This window comes from Microbacterium sp. GW821-FHT01D02 (assembly GCF_059422585.1).
Genome location: NZ_JBWKXB010000005.1, coordinates 149,364 through 165,576, shown reverse-complemented (window position 1 = coordinate 165,576; position 16,213 = coordinate 149,364). Strand labels below are relative to the sequence as shown.

General features: G+C 69.7%; 19 protein-coding genes. 7 read left to right on the top strand and 12 right to left on the bottom strand.

Annotation, left to right across the window (positions count from 1 at the left end):
- From AC07VM_RS18895 to AC07VM_RS18865, 7 genes are all read right to left on the bottom strand, one after another.
- The coding region (locus tag AC07VM_RS18895; protein ID WP_494912774.1) for an ATP-binding cassette domain-containing protein at nucleotides 1–148 on the bottom strand (148 nt) is incomplete at its 3' end.
- Complete coding sequence (locus AC07VM_RS18890) at nucleotides 145–1,137, bottom strand: ABC transporter permease (RefSeq protein WP_267417992.1); 993 nt, start codon at nucleotides 1,135–1,137, stop codon at nucleotides 145–147. The genes AC07VM_RS18890 and AC07VM_RS18895, both read right to left, overlap by 4 nt.
- Nucleotides 1,130–2,134, bottom strand: a complete 1,005-nt coding sequence (locus tag AC07VM_RS18885) for an ABC transporter permease (protein ID WP_267417991.1) — start codon at nucleotides 2,132–2,134, stop codon at nucleotides 1,130–1,132. Before AC07VM_RS18885 ends, AC07VM_RS18890 begins: the two co-directional genes overlap by 8 nt.
- Before the next feature lie 40 nt (nucleotides 2,135–2,174).
- Entirely contained in the window at nucleotides 2,175–3,839 is a 1,665-nt protein-coding gene (locus AC07VM_RS18880; protein WP_267417989.1) for an ABC transporter substrate-binding protein, read from the bottom strand.
- A 205-nt stretch (nucleotides 3,840–4,044) separates the two neighbouring features.
- Nucleotides 4,045–5,346 (bottom strand): GNAT family N-acetyltransferase, encoded by a 1,302-nt coding sequence (locus tag AC07VM_RS18875; RefSeq protein ID WP_494912767.1) that lies wholly within the window; start codon nucleotides 5,344–5,346, stop codon nucleotides 4,045–4,047.
- Between the two features lie 32 nt (nucleotides 5,347–5,378).
- On the bottom strand, nucleotides 5,379–5,624 hold the full coding sequence (locus AC07VM_RS18870; protein WP_267417987.1) for a zf-HC2 domain-containing protein: 246 nt from the start codon (nucleotides 5,622–5,624) through the stop codon (nucleotides 5,379–5,381).
- Entirely contained in the window at nucleotides 5,621–6,283 is a 663-nt protein-coding gene (locus tag AC07VM_RS18865; RefSeq protein WP_416383335.1) for a sigma-70 family RNA polymerase sigma factor, read from the bottom strand. Before AC07VM_RS18865 ends, AC07VM_RS18870 begins: the two co-directional genes overlap by 4 nt.
- Before the next feature lie 70 nt (nucleotides 6,284–6,353).
- On the opposite strand from AC07VM_RS18865, the gene aroA reads away from it, so the two are divergent.
- Genes aroA through bcp form a run of 3 tightly spaced genes read left to right on the top strand, consistent with a single transcriptional unit; the run spans nucleotide 6,354 to nucleotide 9,227 of the window.
- Nucleotides 6,354–7,670 (top strand): 3-phosphoshikimate 1-carboxyvinyltransferase, encoded by a 1,317-nt coding sequence (aroA, locus tag AC07VM_RS18860; protein ID WP_494912765.1) that lies wholly within the window; start codon nucleotides 6,354–6,356, stop codon nucleotides 7,668–7,670.
- A gap of 3 nt (nucleotides 7,671–7,673) precedes the next feature.
- Nucleotides 7,674–8,744, top strand: a complete 1,071-nt coding sequence (gene rsgA, locus AC07VM_RS18855) for a ribosome small subunit-dependent GTPase A (RefSeq protein WP_267417982.1) — start codon at nucleotides 7,674–7,676, stop codon at nucleotides 8,742–8,744.
- 9 nt (nucleotides 8,745–8,753) lie between these two features.
- Nucleotides 8,754–9,227 carry a thioredoxin-dependent thiol peroxidase gene (gene bcp / locus AC07VM_RS18850; RefSeq protein WP_494912764.1) on the top strand — a complete coding sequence of 158 codons (474 nt, stop codon included), beginning with the start codon at nucleotides 8,754–8,756 and terminating at the stop codon, nucleotides 9,225–9,227.
- Between the two features lie 24 nt (nucleotides 9,228–9,251).
- Here the strand turns inward: bcp and AC07VM_RS18845 are convergent, their stop codons facing one another.
- On the bottom strand, nucleotides 9,252–9,638 hold the full coding sequence (locus tag AC07VM_RS18845; protein ID WP_494912763.1) for a hypothetical protein: 387 nt from the start codon (nucleotides 9,636–9,638) through the stop codon (nucleotides 9,252–9,254).
- Nucleotides 9,639–9,868: 230 nt separating this feature from the next.
- Here AC07VM_RS18845 and AC07VM_RS18840 point away from each other — a divergent pair, with 230 nt between their 5' ends.
- Entirely contained in the window at nucleotides 9,869–10,117 is a 249-nt protein-coding gene (locus tag AC07VM_RS18840; RefSeq protein WP_017203224.1) for a WhiB family transcriptional regulator, read from the top strand.
- A gap of 63 nt (nucleotides 10,118–10,180) precedes the next feature.
- On the opposite strand, the gene AC07VM_RS18835 is transcribed toward AC07VM_RS18840, so the two are convergent.
- Together AC07VM_RS18835 and AC07VM_RS18830 are read right to left on the bottom strand one after the other, a co-directional pair.
- The gene (locus tag AC07VM_RS18835) at nucleotides 10,181–11,665 is read right to left on the bottom strand and encodes a sensor histidine kinase (RefSeq protein WP_267417977.1); all 1,485 of its coding nucleotides are present in this window, start codon (nucleotides 11,663–11,665) and stop codon (nucleotides 10,181–10,183) included.
- Between the two features lie 24 nt (nucleotides 11,666–11,689).
- Entirely contained in the window at nucleotides 11,690–12,076 is a 387-nt protein-coding gene (locus AC07VM_RS18830; RefSeq protein ID WP_267417975.1) for an Rv3235 family protein, read from the bottom strand.
- A gap of 129 nt (nucleotides 12,077–12,205) precedes the next feature.
- Here AC07VM_RS18830 and AC07VM_RS18825 point away from each other — a divergent pair, with 129 nt between their 5' ends.
- Nucleotides 12,206–12,817 carry a hypothetical protein gene (locus AC07VM_RS18825; RefSeq protein ID WP_494912760.1) on the top strand — a complete coding sequence of 204 codons (612 nt, stop codon included), beginning with the start codon at nucleotides 12,206–12,208 and terminating at the stop codon, nucleotides 12,815–12,817.
- Here AC07VM_RS18825 and AC07VM_RS18820 read toward each other — a convergent pair.
- Complete coding sequence (locus tag AC07VM_RS18820; RefSeq protein WP_494912759.1) at nucleotides 12,805–13,083, bottom strand: helix-turn-helix domain-containing protein; 279 nt, start codon at nucleotides 13,081–13,083, stop codon at nucleotides 12,805–12,807. The two genes, AC07VM_RS18825 and AC07VM_RS18820, sit on opposite strands and share 13 nt — an antisense overlap.
- A gap of 90 nt (nucleotides 13,084–13,173) precedes the next feature.
- On the opposite strand from AC07VM_RS18820, the gene AC07VM_RS18815 reads away from it, so the two are divergent.
- Together AC07VM_RS18815 and AC07VM_RS18810 are read left to right on the top strand one after the other, a co-directional pair.
- Nucleotides 13,174–13,794, top strand: a complete 621-nt coding sequence (locus tag AC07VM_RS18815) for an SAF domain-containing protein (protein WP_494912757.1) — start codon at nucleotides 13,174–13,176, stop codon at nucleotides 13,792–13,794.
- Nucleotides 13,791–15,068 (top strand): CpaE/TadZ family protein, encoded by a 1,278-nt coding sequence (locus AC07VM_RS18810; protein WP_494912755.1) that lies wholly within the window; start codon nucleotides 13,791–13,793, stop codon nucleotides 15,066–15,068. Before AC07VM_RS18815 ends, AC07VM_RS18810 begins: the two co-directional genes overlap by 4 nt.
- Here AC07VM_RS18810 and AC07VM_RS18805 read toward each other — a convergent pair.
- Entirely contained in the window at nucleotides 14,959–16,185 is a 1,227-nt protein-coding gene (locus tag AC07VM_RS18805; protein ID WP_267417969.1) for a pyridoxal phosphate-dependent aminotransferase, read from the bottom strand. The two genes, AC07VM_RS18810 and AC07VM_RS18805, sit on opposite strands and share 110 nt — an antisense overlap.
- Between the last annotated feature and the right edge of the window lie 28 nt (nucleotides 16,186–16,213).

Below are 16,213 nucleotides of genomic sequence, written 5' to 3'. Positions count from 1 at the left end.
TCTTCCCACACCCCGACTCCCCCGCCAACCCCAGAATCTCCCCACGATTCAACGTCAACGACACATCCCGCACCGCCTTCACCGGCGGATCCACCTCATACTCGATCGACACATTCCGCGCCGTCAGCACTGCCGTCTTCTCGGTCATGCGACCGCTCCCTCTCCCCCGACACCGCGGCCGGCACGGCGCGCACGGCGCTGCCGTCGAGCGGCCACCGGTGCCAGGCGCAGCTTCGGATTCACGATCTCGTCGATCGCGAAGTTGATCAGAGACAGCGCGGTCCCGATGAGGGCGATGATCAGGCCGGGAGGCACGAACCACCACCAGGCACCGCTGCCGACGGCCTGCCCGGTCTGCGCATCGTTCAGCACGGTGCCGAGCGTGATGGAACCGGTCGGGCCGAGTCCCAGGTAGGAGAGCCCCGCCTCACCGAGCACGGCGAAGATCACGCCGAAGATCAGCTGAGCCGCGAGCAGCGGCACGAGGTTCGGGAGGATCTCGACGAAGATGACCCGCAGCGGACGCTCCCCCGCGACGACGGACGCCGCGACGTAGTCCCTGGTGCGCAGGGACCGGGCGGTCCCGCGGAGCACCACGGCGGAACCCGCCCAGCCGGTGATGCCGAGCACGAGCGCCACGAGCAGGGAGCTGCGAGCGAGGTCGCCGAGCCCCTCCGTGTGCTGCACATAGGCCGCGATCACCATCACGAGGGGCAGGCCGGGGATCACGAGCATGATGTTCGTGGCCAGCATCAGCGTCTCGTCGAGGGCGCCCCCGAAGTAACCGGCGAGGACGCCGAACACCAGAGCCAGGAACAGGGCCACGACACCGGCGACCGCGCCGACGAACAGCGAGCCCTGCGTCCCGGTCGCGACCTGGGAGAGCACATCGAAGCCGAGCTTGGTCGTGCCGAGCAGGTGGTCGGGCCCCGGCGGCAGCAGCGGCTCGAAGCTCGCATCGCGGGGGTCGCCGAGCAGCAGCGGTCCGATCAGTCCGAAGAGCACGATCGCGCTCAACAGGATCAGGCCGGTGAGCAGCTTCCCGGACAGACGCGGGAATCCACCGCGCAGACGCGCCGTCCTGGCGACGGCCACCGCATGCGTGGACTCGGACGGAGAGACGATCAGATCAGCCATCGCGGCGCACCCTCGGGTCGATGAAGCCATAGAGAAGGTCGATGAGGAAGTTGGCTGCCAGCACGGTGAGCGTGATGACGAGGAACACCCCCTGCATCAGGGCGTAGTCGAGGCCCTGGACGGACTGGATCATGAGCTTGCCGAGACCCGGATAGCTGAACACCTGCTCCGTCACGATCGAGCCCGCCACCACGAAGCCGAGCGCGATCCCGAAGCCGGCGAGGCTGGGGATCGACGCGTTGCGCGCCGCGTAGGCCGTGCGGATGCGGGAGGGACGGAGCCCCTTGGCCTCGGCGGTGAGCACGTAGTCCTCCGCCATCGTCTGCACCATCATGTTCCGCATCCCCAGCAGCCACCCGCCGACCGACGAGATCACGATCGTCGCGGCGGGCAGCAGGGCATGCACGAAGGCGCTGGCGAAGAACGCGGGCGTCCACTCCGGCCCTGCCGGGAACTCGAACACGTCGTACCCGCCGATGATGGGCAACAACCCCAACTGCACGGAGAACACCGCGACCAGCACGAGCGCGAGCCAGAAGTACGGGATCGACTGGAGGAACGTGGTGACCGGCACGAGCTGGTCGACCCACGTGCCCCGGAACCAGCCGACCCACGCGCCGGCGATGATCCCGAGGACGAACGAGATGATGGTGGCTGCTCCGACGAGCGTCACCGTCCACGGCAGAGCCGCGGCGATGAGCTCGCCAACCGGGGCCGGGTATCGGGTCGAGGAGACCCCGAGATCACCGTGCAGCAACCGGCCCCAGTAGGCGAGGTACTGATCCCACAGTGTCGATCCCTTCTCCGCTCCGAGGATCGAGGTGATCGCCTTGATCGTCTCCTCCGACAGCGGCCTGCCTCCGTTCGCACGCCGGAGCTTGCCCAGCATGATCGCGGCGGGGTCGCCCGGAAGCAGACGCGGGAGCAGGAAGTTGAGGGAGATCGCGGCCCACAGCGTGATGATGTAGAACGCGACGCGGCGCATCCAGAACTTCACGAGCCTCTCCTCTCGCTGGATCGAACCATGGGTGCCGGCCTTACTTCTTCACGGGGCGCAGGTGGGTGAGGATGACCGCCGATGCGGTCGACAGGTACGGCAGCGGAGCCGCGTACATGTCGTCCTCGCTGGGCCAGCCGGTGAAGTCCGCCGTGTTGAAGAACGACTGGGACGCGTTCAGAACCACCGGGATGTACGGCAGGTCGCGGGCGATCTCGGTCTGCACCGTCGCATACGCCTGCTTCTTGATCGCCTCGTCCTGCGTCGCGCCCGCCTTCTTCACGGCGTCGTCGACGATCGGGTTGGTGTACCGCGCGTAGTTCTGCCCCTTGGTGGGCTCCGCACCGACCTTCGCACTCGCCGTCGTGGTGAAGTACTGGTCGTAGTTGGAGTAGGGATCGGCCACCAGCGACTGCGTGATGCCGTAGAGCGCGAGCTGGAACTCACCGGTCGAGATCGGCGTCCAGTACTCGGCCTCGGACACCGTCCGTGCGTTGACGCGGATGCCGGCCTTCGCCGCCTGTGCGCTGATGAGCTTGGCGGCGTCGTTGTAGTCGGTCCAGCCGTCGGGCGAGAACAGGTCGAGCTCGATGGCCGTGCCGTCCTTGCCGTAGAAGCCGTCATCGCCCTTGGTGTAGCCGGCGGCTTCGAGGATGCCCTCCGCGGACGCGGCGTCCGCGGACTGCGGGCTGACCGCCAGCGACTCGTCGCTCAGCCACTTCTCGTCCCGCGGCAGCAGCGCGAAGCTGGGCGAGGCCTCGCCGGAGAGACCGGCGAACGCCTTGCTGCTGATGGCGCTGCGGTCGATCGCGACGTTGAGGGCCTGACGGACGGCCGGGTCGGTCTGCGCGCCCGCGCACCCCATCGAGGTGTCGGAGCACGTCATGATCACGGTCGGATCCTGCTGCTGGTTCATCGTGCTGATCTTCCCGTTGGCCGTGACGCCGTCGGGGTTCGCGATGAACTGGCCGACCCAGTCGAGCTTGCCGGTCTTCAGCAGGTCCTCGGAGGACTGGTTGGAGTCGATGCCGATGTCCTGCACCTCCTTGATCTCCGGCGCCCCGTCGCGGAAGAGCGGGTTCGCCTCCAGGGTGTACGCGGCGTCGGTGAACGACTTGAGCGTGTACGGTCCGGAGCCGATGGGCTTCGGGTTCGTCTCCGTCATGTAGTCGTCGATCTCGGACCAGATGTGCTTCGGGATGATCCAGGTGGAGCCGAGGATCAGCGAGGTGGCCGTGAACTTGGCCGAGGAGTACGTGACGACGACGGTGGTGTCGTCGGTCGCGTCCGCGGAGACCATGTCGGGATCGAGGTTCGAGCCGTAGCCGAGGCTGAACGCGACGTCTTCGGCCGTGAGGTCCTCGCCGTCGCTCCACTTCAGGTCGGGCTTGATCGTGATCGTCAGCACCGTCCCGTCCTCGTTGAACGCGTACGAGTCGCCGAGCATCCCGACGGGGGCCTCATCCGAGAGCTGGTTGAAGAAGAACAGCGGCTCGTAGATGGCCCCGAAGGTCATGTGCGTCGCCGTGTCGACCGCGAACGGGTTGAAGTTGTTCGTGATCGGAGTCATCGACCCTGACCACATGCGGAGCGGGCGATCACCACCGGATGAGCTGCCACCGGGTGTGCAGCCGGCCAATGCCAGGGCGAGTGCTGCGGCACCGGCGACGAGAGGAAGGGTCTTCCTCCAGCGGTTGTCGTGCATGGGAACCTCGTCTCAAGAGCTTCATTGCGGAAGTCGAGCAGGGCGGACAGGCGTCCGCTCTGAAGGCGAGGTTATAGTAAAGGCTCTTTCTAGTAAAGAGGTTTCTAGTTATTTGATGCGCACACGAAAGCAGCCCCGCGCGGAGGCGCGAGGCTGCGTTTCGTCGGACGTGCGTGGTCGCCGACGCGCGGCGGGCACCGACCGCTCAGTACCAGATGTCCAGCGAGGGTGCGGGGAACGCGATCAGGGCGCGGTCGAGCGCCTCCACGTCCGCGGCATCGGCCGTGATGCGCCCCGCCCCGTGCAGCGTCGAGGCCCGCACGCCGCCCGCGTACAGCGAGGAGAGCGCCGACACATCGAGAGTGATGTCCACCGCAGCGCCGGCCGCCTCCTCGACCGTGGCCACACCGGAGTCGTCGACGCGGAGTCGCCAGTCTCCGGCGGCGAAGCCCAGGGAGTCCTCGACGCGGAGGACCGTGTCGAGGGGTGCCGAGTAGCGCCGCGCCGAGAGCGCCGTCGGGAGGTCGAGGATCCGCAGCCAGCCGTGGTCATGCACCTCCTGCTTCACGCCTCGGGTGTCGTGCACCAGCCACGGCAGCGGGTCGTCCAGCGGTCGCAGGTCGGCGACCACCTCGTCGACGAGATCGTGCTGCAGCGCGAAGCGCCAGAGCGCGATCCGCGCCTCGACGGTCTCGGTGACGAGCAGCCGGACGTCCATCCGGAACCGGAACGTGCCGCTCGCCTCTCCGACCGTGTAGGCCAGGACGCCGCGCAGCACCCCGTCGTCGTCGAGATAGCGCACTCCCCTGGCCTGGTCCCGGTCAGGGGTGGGCGACACTCCCGCGTAGCCCTCCCAGCGCCCCTGCCATCCGGGGATCTGTCCGGAGGCGCGCAGCCGGGCTCCTTCGTGGACGGTGCCGAGGTCTGCCGCGAGCGTCTCGCGGTCGACGTACTCGAGGCGACCGGAGGGCGTCGCCCCGCCCCAGCCCGCGCGGCGGGTGTCCACCGTGAGGCGGGCGACGGGGATCGCGGAGCCGAAGCCGTAGCGGCCGTAGATGGTCGCCTCGGAGACCGTGAGCCCCGCGACGGGCACGCCGGCGGATGCGGCAGCCCGCAGCTCGCCCTCGAGCAGCGCGCGGGCGATGCCGCGACGTCGGTGCGTCGCCGCGACCGTAACGACGCTGATCGCCCACATTCCGATCTCGCCGCCGCCCGGGAGGGTGAGCGGAGTCACCCAGCCGTTGGTGGTCGCGACGGGACGTGCGGCCGCCGGTGCGTTCTGCTCGTACACGCCGATGTTGCGGCGGGCGGCGAACGTCTTCCGGACCTGCGCGACGATCTCCTCGCTCGGCTCGGCTCCGAGGAAGCCCCGGTCCACCGCGCGCAGGAACGGCACGGCGCTCGCGTCATCGCTCAGATCGACGACGCGATAGTCGAGCCCGGAGGCGGCCAGTCGTTCCGTCGAGGTGGTGTCTGCGGGCACGTCGCGCGCGTCGGGGAAGCTCATCGCTCCAGCCTACCGACGGGCTCCGACGAAGGTCAGTGCTGCGTCGCCTGGACGGCGCGCAGACGCGCGAAGACCTGGTCGCGCAGCTCCTCGGGAGCGGTCTCCTTGCAGGCGCGGGCGATGACCTCGGTGAGGGTCGTCGCCACGAGGGCCTCGTCACGGCAGGACGGGCAGTGCTCGAGATGCTCGCGGATCTCGGTGTGCTCGGTCTTGCACACCTCGTTGCGGAGGTACTCCTCCAGATCCGAACGGGCTTTGTCGCAGCCGCAGTCGCTCATTTCTTGCTCCTCGTCTCAGCCGCGGCGATGCCCCGCTCGGCGGCGTAATCTGCCAGCAGCTCCCGCAGCATCCGCCTGCCACGATGCAGGCGGCTCATCACGGTGCCGATGGGGGTCTTCATGATGTCGGCGATCTCCTGGTACGCGAAGCCCTCGACATCGGCGAGGTACACCGCGAGCCGGAAGTCCTCCGGCACGGCCTGCAGCGCGTCCTTGACGACCGAGGCCGGCATCCGATCGATCGCCTCGGCCTCGGCCGAACGGCTGTGCGACGCGGTCGTGGACTCCGCCCCGCCGAGCTGCCAGTCCTCGAGTTCGTCGATCGTGCCCTGGAACGGCTCGCGCTGCCGCTTGCGATAGATGTTGATGTACGTGTTGGTGAGGATCCGGTACAGCCACGCCTTGAGGTTCGTGCCCTGCGAGAACGTGGACCAGGATCCGTACGCCTTCACGAAGGTCTCCTGCACGAGATCGGCGGCGTCCGCCGGATTGCGCGTCATACGCATCGCAGCGGCGTAGAGCTGATCCATGAAGGGGATCGCCTGCTCCTCGAACTCGCGCCGAGGGTCGCTGACGGTGTCTGCGGTTGCGGTGTCATCCATCACCGGCCAGTCTAGGCCGCGGATGTCGATCACCTCGCGCTCCAACGTCGCCGGCATTCTCTCTCCTTCGGGTCAGGAGCCCCGTCTTTCACGTCGAAGCTTCCCGCGTTTACTAAGGTGAGAACCGATGAGCGCTGACAGGTATTCCCCCTCCCGTGTGCAGGGCGCCTATCCCGCGCCCTCGACCGACGTGCCCGTGCACGCGGAGCTCACGATCCCCGGTTCGAAATCGCTGACCAATCGCGAGCTGATCATCGCGGCGATCGCCGACGGTCCCGGCCGGCTGATCGCCCCGCTGCACTCCGACGACTCCGCTCGCATGGTCGATGCGCTGCGCGCTCTCGGCGTCGGCATCGAGGAGGTCGATGCCGGTCACGAGTTCGGCCCCGACCTCGTGATCACCCCCGCGAAGCTCCGCGGCGGCACGACGATCGACTGCGGTCAGGCCGGCACCGTGATGCGCTTCATCGCCCCGCTGGCCGGCCTGGCGGAGCGCGACGTGCACCTCACCGCGCACGAGACGGCGCTTCACCGTCCGATGGGCGGGCTGATCAGCGCCCTCCGCGATCTCGGCGTCGACATCGACGACGAGGGCACCTGGGCGCTCCCCTTCACCATCCGCGGCCACGGCCGCATCCGCGGAGGCCGCGTCGAGATCGACGCCTCCGCATCGAGCCAGTTCGTCTCCGGCCTGCTCCTGGCCGCTCCCCGGTTCGACGTCGGCTTGCACCTCGTGCACGTCGGCGAGCACCTGCCGAGCCTCCCGCACATCGACATGACGATCGAGGCGCTGAGCCGTCGCGGCATCCGGATCGAACGGCCCGCCGTCGGCGAGTGGCTGGTCGAGGCCGGCGTCCCGCGCGCCAAGGAGATCGCGATCGAGCCCGATCTGTCGAATGCAGCCCCGTTCCTCGCGGCCGCGCTCGTCGCCGGGGGCTCGGTGTCGATCACCGGGTGGCCGGCGCACTCCACGCAGCCCGGCGCCCTGCTCCCCGACATCCTCCAGGCCGCCGGTGCGCACGTCGGCCGGCACGGCGGCACCCTCACGGTGCGCGCGGGCTCCGGCATCCGCGGACTCGACCTCGACCTCTCGGCGGCGAGCGAGCTGACCCCGACCCTCGTCGGGCTGGCGGCGTTCGCGGACTCGCCGACCACCATCCGTGGGATCGGACACATCCGGCTGCACGAGACCGACCGGATCGCGGCCCTGATCGGGAACATCCGTGCGCTCGGCGGCGAAGCCGAGGAGCTGCCGGACGGGCTCCGCATCATCCCGCGCCCCCTGCACGGCGGCGGCTGGGCCGCGCACCACGATCACCGCATGGCCACGACCGGAGCGCTCATCGGACTGCGCGTCCCCGGCGTCGAGATCGACGACATCGGCACCACCGCGAAAACCCTCCCGGAGTTCACGATGCTCTGGGAGCGGATGCTGCGAGGCTGACGGATGAGCTGGCTCGACGACACCGACGACCTCGACGACGACTTCGAGGACTACGACGAGAGCAGCATCAGGACGCGCCCCAATCCGAAGGCGAACCGACCGCGCACCAAGCGCCGGCCCGCCCACGACGACGCGCAGATCGGGCGAGTCCTCGGCGTGGACCGCGGCCGGTACTCGGTGCTCATCGACGAGGACACCCCCGACGAGCGGATGATCACGACGACCAGGGCGCGCGAACTGCGGCGCATGCCGATCGTGACCGGCGACCAGGCGCGCGTGGTCGGCGACACCTCCGGAGACGAGGGGACCCTGGCCCGCATCGTCGGCATCGTCGAGCGCACCTCCCTCCTCCGTCGCAGCGCCGACGACACCGATCAGGTGGAGCGGGTCATCGTCGCCAACGCGGACCAGATGCTCGTCGTCGTCGCCGCGGCCGATCCCGAGCCTCGCGCCCGCCTCGTCGACCGGTACCTCGTGGCCGCGCTCGACGCCGGCATCCGCCCCCTCCTCGTCGTCACCAAGACCGACATCGCGGACCCGACGGAGTTCCTCACCCACTTCGACGGCCTCGACCTGCGGGTGTTCACCAGCGCCCAGGAGGAGATGCCGGTCGAGGAGATCGGGGCGGCGCTCGTCGGCCACTCCACCGTGTTCGTCGGCCACTCCGGAGTCGGCAAGTCCACGCTGGTCAACGCACTCGTCCCGACGGCCGGTCGCGCCACCGGACATGTGAACCAGGTCACCGGTCGCGGCCGCCACACGTCCTCCTCGACGGTCTCGCTGCGCTACGAGGGCCCCGACGGGACCGGCTGGGTGATCGACACCCCGGGTGTGCGCTCCTTCGGACTCGGGCACGTCGATCCGGCCAACATCCTCGCCGCGTTCACGGAGCTCGCCGCCATCGCCGAGAACTGCCCCCGCGGCTGCACGCACCTGGCGGACGCCCCCGACTGCGCCCTCATCGAGGCGGCCGAGAACGGTGAGCTGGGCGAGACCGGCCGCGCGCGACTCGACTCGCTGCAGCGCCTGCTGCAGACGTTCGCCGACAAGGCGGAGCAGGCCCCCGGCCGATAGGCTGGACGCGTGACTCAGCGCCTGGAACCCGGAACCGCAGCCCCCGACTTCTCCCTCCTCGATCAGGACGGGAACACCGTCCGCCTCGCTGATCTGCGTGGCCAGAAGACGGTACTGTACTTCTACCCGGCGGCGATGACCCCGGGGTGCACCACCGAGGCCTGCGACTTCCGCGACAGCATCTCCTCGCTCCAGGGGGCCGGCTACCGCGTCATCGGGATCTCCCGCGACGAGCCCGCGACGCTCGCGAAGTTCCGCGAGCGCGACGGACTCACCTTCCCGCTGCTGAGCGATCCCGACCACGCGATCCACACGGCGTACGGGGCGTGGGGCGAGAAGATGAACTACGGCAAGGTCGTGGAGGGCGTGATCCGCTCCACGTTCGTCCTCGACGAGGAGGGCACGATCAGCATCGCGCTCTACAACGTCAAGGCGACCGGACACGTCGCGCGGCTGCGCAAGCAGCTCGGCATCGACGCCTGAGCCCCGGTCGGAACCCCGCGCGGATCACTCCGCCTGGGGACGTCCGCCCTCCCGGCGCGCGCTCGAGATCAGCAGCGCGAACCCCAGGAGGCCGGGAAGCCCGACCCCGAGGGTGAACGGCCACGAGACGGGCTGCAGCGTGAGCGACGCCAGCGCGAGGGCGACGGCGAGCACCTGGAAGACCACTCCCCCCGAGCGTGCCCAGGAGCGTCCGACACGCGTGCCGAACGCGAAGGCCAGCAGCGCCGCGGCGCCGACGAGCGTGAGCACGATCAGCGCGATCGCCGTGGGCAGGGAGGCGGCGTCACCGGAGCCGAGACCGATGAGCTCGATCCCCGCGAAGACGAGGAGAGCGACGCCCTCGAGAGCGAGCACCGCTGCCGCGGCGAGGGCCAGTCGAGGTGCGCGCACGGTGTCTCCTGGTGATCGAAGGGAGAAGAAAACCCTTGATTTCAGGGTATTCATGTAACAGAATAGAGAAAGTCATGTGCTCCCACAGCGGCGTGGGGCGAGTGTTCGCACTCGCATCACAATTCGCGGGCATCCGTCCGCATCTCAAAAGGGTAGCCGAACCCGATCAGCTACCCGAATCCGAGAAGTCGCATCGCGACATCTCTTGAAATCCACACCGAGGAGCCCCCATGGACTGGCGCGATAAGGCCGCCTGCCTGACTGTCGACCCCGAGCTTTTCTTCCCCGTGGGGAACACCGGCCCGGCCGTCGATCAGATCGAGAAGGCGAAAACCGTCTGCGCCACCTGCACGGTCACCGAGATCTGCCTGCAGTACGCCCTCGAGACCAGCCAGGACTCGGGCGTCTGGGGCGGCCTGTCCGAAGACGAGCGCCGCGCCCTGAAGCGCCGCGCCGCTCGCGCACGCCGCGCCTCCTGAACCTCCGGAAGCGGCCTGAGATAGACTCTCAGGCCGCTTCCGTGTGCTCGGGCCCGTTCCGGCTCAGCGTTCCAGCCAGCGCAGCGGGATGTCGATGACCACCTCGGTGCCCTCGCCGTCGCTGCCGTGCCACTCGATCGTGCCGCCGAGCTCGCCCTGGATGAGCGTGCGGATGATCTGCGTTCCCAGCCCCTGGCCGATCCGCCCCTCGGGGAGACCGAGGCCGGTGTCGCGCACGGTGACCCGGAGGTTCTCCTCGGTGCGCTTGGCATCGATCGTGACGACGCCCTCCTGACCGGCCAGCCCGTGCTCGACGGCGTTGGTGACGACCTCCGTGAGCGCGAGGGCGAGCGGCGTCGCGTACTCGCTCGGAAGCACGCCGAAGCGGCCCGTCGACTGCGTCCGGGCGCGGGTGTTCGGCGCCGAGGCGACCTCCGCGACCAGCTTGAGCACGCGGTGGAAGACCTCGTCGAAATCGACCTTCTGGGTCAGCCCCTGCGCGAGCGTGTCGTGCACCACCGCGATCGCGTCGACGCGGCGCATCGCCTGGGTGAGCGCGTCCCGTGCCTCGTCCGAGTGCGTGCGACGGGCCTGGATCCGCAGCAGGGATGCCACGGTCTGGAGGTTGTTCTTCACCCGGTGGTGGATCTCGCGGATCGTCGCGTCCTTGGTGATGAGCTCCTGCTCCTGGTGGCGCAGCTCCGACACGTCGCGGCACAGCACGATGGCGCCGATGCGCGTCCCGTGGTCCTTGAGCGGGATCGCGCGCAGGGAGACCGTGACGCCCCGCGCTTCTATGTCCGTGCGCCAGGGCGCACGGCCGGTGACCACGACAGGAAGCGACTCGTCGACCTGTCGCGACGGCGGCACGAGGCGGGTCGTGACCTCGGCGAGGGACTCCCCCTCGAGCTCGTCGTCGAAGCCCATCCGGTTGAAGGCGGAGAGCGCGTTCGGGCTGGCGAACGTGCTGATCCCGTCGACGTCGATGCGAATCAGACCGTCCGAGGCCCGCGGCGCGCCGCGGCGCGGCGAGGTCGGGGCTGCGAGATCGGGGAAGCTGCCGTCCGCGATCATCCGGAACAGGTCGTTCGCGCATTCGTCGAACGTGATCTGCTGGCGGGACGGGGTGCGCAGCTCTCCGAGGTTGGTGTGCCGAGTGACCACTCCGATGACGGTGGGAGTGCCGTCGGCGCCGCGGCGCTCGCTCACGATCGGCACGGCGCGCACCCGGGTCGGCGTCTCCTCGAACCAGTCCGGCGACGAGGAGTCGACGATCTCCGCCGACTCGAACGCCCCCTGCACCTGCGTGCGCCACTGCGGTCGCACCCGCTCCCCCACGATGTCGCGGTAGAAGAGTGTCGCAGCCCCGCTCGGTCGCGCGTGGGCGACCGCGATGAAGGAGCCGTCGTCGGTCTGTATCCAGATGACGATGTCGGCGGATGCGAGGTCGGCGAGAAGCTGCCCGTCACCGGCGAGGCGGTGGAGCCATTCGACGTCGCTGTCGGTCAGGAGGCCCTGGGCATGGGCGAGATCGCTGAGGGTTGACACCCCTCCAGCCTACGGTCAGATCCGTCAGAGTATGGCCAGCGAGGTCGCGCGCCAGCGACGATCCATGCCGTCCAGTCGGACGGCCACCGCGCGCGTGCGTCCGGGACCGGCCACCACCACGACGGCTTCGATCACGCCGTCGCGGGGCTCGGTCACCCGGAGCGAGCGGATCTCGAACGTCGGACGCGCCGGCACGATGCCCCGCGCGCTGCGAGCCCTGGCCGAGAGGTTCGCCCGGACGACCAGGCTGCGGAACGCCTCCTCGCTGAACCAGCGGGCCAGCTGGTCGACCTCCCGCACTCCGGCGAGGGCCTCGAGCACTCCCTGAGTGAGACTCCGCAGCAGCGGCGCCGGATCGGGGAGCTCACTGGTCGATGTCGGCTGGGGCGCGAAGTACTCGTGAAGCATCATGGCGGACTCTCGGGTCGGGGCGGGCAGCAGGGCGTCAGTTCACCACCGCCGCTCCCGCCTCCGTGGCGCGATCCGGGAAGTATGTGGATAACTCGTACACGGCGATCCGGGTCGCTTACGCTCGGTCGGATGCACTGGGACCGACTGTTCGAAGACCTCGAGGGCCAGCTGGCGTCGGAGTGGGAAGCCGAGCGCGCCGTGCTCGACGCCGAGTCGGAACGACTGCGCATCGCGGGGCTCGACCTCCGCGCGCGCCTGCGCATGCTCAGCGGCGTCGGCGCAGAGGCCGTGATCGAGCTGCGGACCGGCCGGCGCCTGCCGGTCACCCTGCAGACGCTGGGCGCGGACTGGCTCGCCGTCGCCTCCCGTGGTGCCGCCGGCGCTCACGTCGCTCCCTCGGCGCTGCTGCTCCCGCTCCGCGCGATCGCGGGCATCGCTGCGGACCACGGCATGATCCTCGCCAGCCTCGACGAACCGGCGTCCGCCGCGCCGTCCCTTCGTGAGCGGATGACGCTCGGTTTCGTCCTGCGCGACCTCGCGCGACGCCGCATCCCGGTGCGCATCAGCACGCACGCCGGAGACGACGTCCACGGCACGATCGATCGCGCCGCCGCCGATCACCTCGACCTTGCGGTGCACGATCCCGGGCAGCCCCGCCTGGCCGGGGCGGTTCAGGGATTCCGCATCATCCCGTTCTCATCGCTCGTCGCGGTGCGGACCGCGAGCGATCAGATGCCGTGAGCCGACGACGTCCCCCAGACCTCGGGGAAGCTCGCCAGGTGCGATTCCCGCCACAGGGCCATCCGCCGGGCGATCTCGGATTCCTCGGCCAGATATCCGTCCAGGCTCGACTCCTCCACCCGCCAGCGCGGCGGCGATCCCAGCTGTGCGCCGCGGAGCCGCCCCTCGTGGACGAGCGAGACCACCTCATCGACGCCGATGCTGAGCAGTTCGGCGACCTGCGCGGGCGCGAGGAATCGTGGTGCGCGCGAGGAGGGGGCTGGCATGCCCCCATTGTCGCTCCCCGGTCGCGGCACCGTGCCGGCCCTGTGGATAACCCAGGGAGGGAGGGACGGATCTCTGTGACGATGTTCGCCATGGCATCCCTCTCCCGACCTCGACGCGCCCTCTGGGGCGACCTCCGCTTCCTCATCGGCATCGCCCTCGTCGCGCTCTCCATCACCTCCGTGTGGTTCATCGTCACGGCCGCCGACGACGCGGCGCCGGTGCTTCAGGCCACGCACACCATCGTGCGGGGAGAGGCCCTGACCTCCGACGACTTCCAGGTGGTCGAGGTGGGTCTGGGCCTGCTGGCCCCCGACTATCTGGGCCCCGGAGATCTGAAGGCCGACCAGATCGCCACGCGCACGCTCGCGAAAGGGGAGATCATGCCGGCCGCGGCGCTGACCGATGCGGAGCGGAGCCGCAGCACCACCGTCGTCATCGACAGCAGCACGGGCATCCCCGAGGACGTGCAGGCGGGCACCGTGGTCGAGCTGTGGCACGCGCCCCCGATCGACGACGGGAGGTCGCACGACATCCCGCGCATCCTCGTCCCGGAAGCCGTCGTGCGCGACGTGCTCGAACCGGAAGGTGTGCTCGCCGACTCGGGCACCCGCCTGGAGGTCGTGATCGATCGGAGCGATGTCGCCGATGTACTGGCCGCCGTGACCGGGGGCTCCGCGCTCTCCGTGGTCCCGGTCGGGAGCGGGTCATGACGGCGGTCGTCGTCGCGATCGCGCAGCCGCGTGCGGGTGAACTCGCCGCCGAGCTCGAGCTCGAGGGCATCAGCGTCGTCGGCATCCTCGCCCCGGACCCGTCGACCCTCGAGCTGCCGGCGGGCGCCGAGGCGATCGTCCTCCCCGCCGCGCGCGCGGTGCTCACGGCCGAGCTGATCTCCGCGTGCGACCGCGCAGGGGTCCGCATCCTCACCCTCGGCGGTGCGGACAGTCGTCTGCTGGGTCGGCTGGGACTCTCCGCGCCCCTGCCACCCGAGGCCGCCGGGTGGGAGGTCGCCGCCGCACTGGCGTCGACCACGTCCGACACGCCCCGCGGGGCGCCGCGAGAGGCGCATCGCGTCATCGCGGTCTGGGGACCGCACGGCGCTCCCGGTCGTTCCACCGTCGCGATCCAGCTCGCGGTCGAGCTCGCCCGGACCGGGCGGCGTACGGCTCTGATCGATGCCGACACGGTCGCTCCGGCGCTCGCGCTGCTGCTCGGACTCAGCGACGACGCGCCGGGCGTCGCGGCCGCCTGCCGTCGAGCCGAGCGCGGTGCGCTCGACGGCGCGGAGCTGACGCGGTTGGCCGCCACCGTCACGAGCGGGGGTGCCGACATCGAGGTGCTCCCCGGCATCAACCGCCCGAGCCGGTGGCCGGAACTGGCCTCAGCACGCCTGCGCACCACGCTGCGAGCGTGTCGGGAGTGGACCGAGGACACCGTCGTCGACGTGTCGGCCGCCTTCGACGCCGACGACGAGGTGACCTACGATCTGGCCGGCCCCCGACGTCATGCCGCGACGTCGACGACCCTCGGCGAGGCGGATCTGATCATCGCGGTCGCCGCGGCGGATCCCCTGGGCATCAGCAGGTTCCTCCGCGATCACTCGGAGCTGCGCCGCCTCACGGCGCCCACACCCGTGGTCGTGGTCGTGAACCAGGTCCGCCCGGGGCCCCTCGGGATAGACGCCCGCGGGCAGGTGCGACGCACCCTGGAGCGGTTCGCCGGCATCGGAGACGTCATGTTCCTGCCGTTCGACCAGCGCGCGGCCGACGCGTCTCTGCTGCACGCCCGGCCGATGGCCGACGTCACGCCGCGCTCCCCGCTCCTCGCCGGTGTGCGGAGATTGGCGGAGAGCCTGTCCCCCGACGCCGGCCCGACGGCTACTGCCGGTAGCTCGCGAGGAAGTTCCCGAGTCGCTCGACGGCTTCGGTCAGCACTCGGGGTTCGGGGAGGGTCACCAGGCGGAAATGGTCCGGCGTCGCCCAGTTGAAGCCCGTGCCCTGCACCACGAGGATGTGCTCCGAGACCAGCAGGTCATAGACCAGCCGCGCATCGTCCCTGATCTCGTGCACGTTCGGGTCGAGTCGCGGGAACGCGTAGAGCGCCCCCTGCGGCTTGACGCACGAGACTCCCGGGATGGACTCGAGGCCCTGCCAGGCGATGTCGCGCTGCTCGTGCAGCCGACCGGTCGGGGCGATCAGCGCGTCGATGGACTGCACACCCGAGAGCGCCGCCTGCACCGCGTGCTGCGCCGGGACGTTCGGGCACAGGCGCGTCGACGCCAGCAGCGTGATGCCCTCGAGGAAGCCCTTGGCGTGGTCCTGCGGGCCGGTGATGACCATCCAGCCGGAGCGATAGCCCGCGACACGGTAGGTCTTGGACAGTCCGTTGAACGTCAGGCACAGCAGGTCCGGGGCGAGCGTCGCGGTCGGGATGTGCACCGCCTCGTCGAAGAGGATGCGGTCGTAGATCTCGTCCGACAGCAGCAGGAGCTGGTTCTCGCGGGCGATCTGCACGAGTCCCTCGAGGATCTCCCGCGAGTAGACGACGCCGGTCGGGTTGTTCGGGTTGATGATGACGAGCGCCTTGGTGCGCGGGGTGATCTTCGAGCGGATGTCCTCGAGGTCGGGCTGCCACTCGTCCTGCTCGTCGCACAGATAGTGCACGGGCGTGCCGCCGGCGAGACTGGTCATCGCCGTCCACAGCGGATAGTCGGGGGCCGGGATGAGGACCTCGTCGCCCTCGTCCAGCAGGGCCTGCATCGTCATGGTGATGAGCTCGGAGACCCCGTTGCCGAGGTAGACGTCATCGGGATCGAAGCGGGGGAAGCCCTCGATCTGCTCGTACCGGCTCACGACCGCGCGACGGGCGGAGATGATGCCCTTGCTGTCGCTGTAGCCGTGGGCGGTCGGCAACGCCGCGAGCATGTCGTGCACGATCTGGTGCGGGGCATCGAAGCCGAAGATCGCCGGATTGCCGGTGTTCAGCTTGAGGATCTTGTGACCCTCCGCCTCCAAGCGCGCCGCCTCGACGAGGGCGTTTCCGCGAATCTCGTACAGGACGTTCTTGAGCTTCGACGACTGGTCGAAGTGGCGCGTTGGTGTCATCGACCAAGCCTACAGCGACGAAAGGAGG